This window comes from Bacteroides sp. HMSC067B03 (assembly GCF_001811315.1).
Taxonomy (GTDB): Bacteria; Bacteroidota; Bacteroidia; order Bacteroidales; family Bacteroidaceae; genus Bacteroides; species Bacteroides faecis.
The window spans coordinates 1-633 of the sequence record NZ_KV804234.1; the positions used below are offsets into that span (position 1 = coordinate 1).

General features: G+C 51.5%; 1 protein-coding gene. It reads right to left on the reverse strand.

All coding sequences use genetic code 11. From position 1 onward, the window contains the following. On the reverse strand, nucleotides 1-631 hold a 631-nt coding region (gene mbpB, locus HMPREF2794_RS00780), incomplete at its 3' end, for a mobilization protein MbpB (RefSeq protein WP_070750578.1). Between the last annotated feature and the right edge of the window lie 2 nt (nucleotides 632-633).

The following is a 633-nucleotide window of genomic DNA, read 5'->3' on the forward strand; positions in this document are numbered from 1 at the left end:
AGCCGTTAAGTTTCCCGGTGCTTGCCCTGGCTTCCCGGACTTTAAAACCTCTCTTACCAAGTTCTTCCTTGAATTTGGTAAAGTCAAAGCCCTGCATCTTCTTCAATACGCCGTCCATGGCTTCCTTGATTTCCGCTTTGTTGACTTTGCCAATGTCCTGCGACTGTACAAAGTTCCGTTCCTTGGCTATGGCATTGGCGGCTTCCGTTGCCTTTTTCCCTATCCAGTTGTCCCGGTACAGTTCCCCGGAAAGGGAAACCCGGTTTGCCAGTATGTGCAGGTGGGCTTGCTCTTTCTTGCTCTCCGTACCGCTGTGCCGGATGATGATGTACTGGTGGTTCGCCAACCCCATGCGCTGCATGAAGTCGTTACCAAGTTCCGCCCAGTCCACATCCGTAAAGGTGGCGCTTTCCTCTATCGAGGGGCTGACCTCGAAACGTAGGCAGTTGTTTTTTACGTTCGGAAAATCAATGTGATACGGTTTCATTTCCTGCACCATTTCCGCACCAGTACACCCATAAAGTTCATGCCGGGCTATCTCGGTGGCTACTGCCTGCCCGTTTATCTCTTTGGCGAGGTCGTACTCCAATGCCGCCACACCATGTGATATGCTTTTCCCTTTCCCTATCATCG